Origin of the sequence: Streptococcus sp. HMSC061D10 (assembly GCF_001808865.1) — a bacterium.
In the GTDB taxonomy this organism is placed as follows: domain Bacteria; phylum Bacillota; class Bacilli; order Lactobacillales; family Streptococcaceae; genus Streptococcus.
The window spans coordinates 86,895-87,687 of the sequence record NZ_KV795019.1 but is presented as its reverse complement, the minus strand read 5'-3'; the positions used below and the strand labels follow the sequence as shown (position 1 = coordinate 87,687).

The 793-nt window shown below is 39.7% G+C and carries 1 protein-coding gene; it reads left to right on the top strand.

Annotated elements, in window-relative coordinates; translation table 11 throughout:
* Positions 1–793 (top strand): FtsX-like permease family protein (locus HMPREF2728_RS06400; RefSeq protein ID WP_186822195.1); only part of this gene is annotated, 793 nt, incomplete at both ends.

Here is a 793-nt window from a genome sequence, read left to right as displayed (position 1 = left end):
CTTAATCAAAAACCGCAAACTCTATTATCCCTTTGCTTTGTCTGTCATTTTGGCAGTCACTATCAGCTATCTCTTTTATTCCGTAGCCTTTAATCCTAAAATTGGTGATTTGCGTGGTGCATCCGCTATTCAATTTACCCTACAACTAGGGCTTGTCGTAGTGACACTTGCATCAGCCATTATCGTTCTTTATGCCAACAGTTTTGTCATGAAAAATCGCTCAAAAGAACTGGGTGTCTATGGTATGTTGGGACTAGAAAAGCGCCATTTAATTGGTATGACCTTCAAGGAGCTCCTGATATTTGGTTTAGTAACAGTGACTTCTGGGATTGGGATTGGTGCCCTCTTTGACAATCTCATCTTTGCTATATTGCTTAAACTTGCAAAGATGAAGGTAGAGCTAGTCGCAACCTTTCAATGGTCCGTAGTTCTTTCAATCCTTCTAGTGTTTGGTCTTATTTTTTTAGTCATCGTCTTCCTGAACGCTGTACGCATTATCCGTATGGATGCTCTCCAACTCTCTCGTGAGAAAGCGAAAGGTGAGAAGAAGGGGCGTTTTCTAGTCCTTCAGACACTTGTAGGACTAATTGCACTAGGTAGTGGCTACTATCTAGCACAAATCGTAAAAGATCCAGTATCAGCGACTGTTACTTTCTTTATAGCAGTCATGTTGGTCATAGTTGCGACCTATCTTTTATTCAATGCTGGTATTACAGTTTTCTTACAGCTACTCAAGAAAAACAAAAGATATTACTATAAACCCAATAACCTCATCTCTGTTTCTAACCTTATC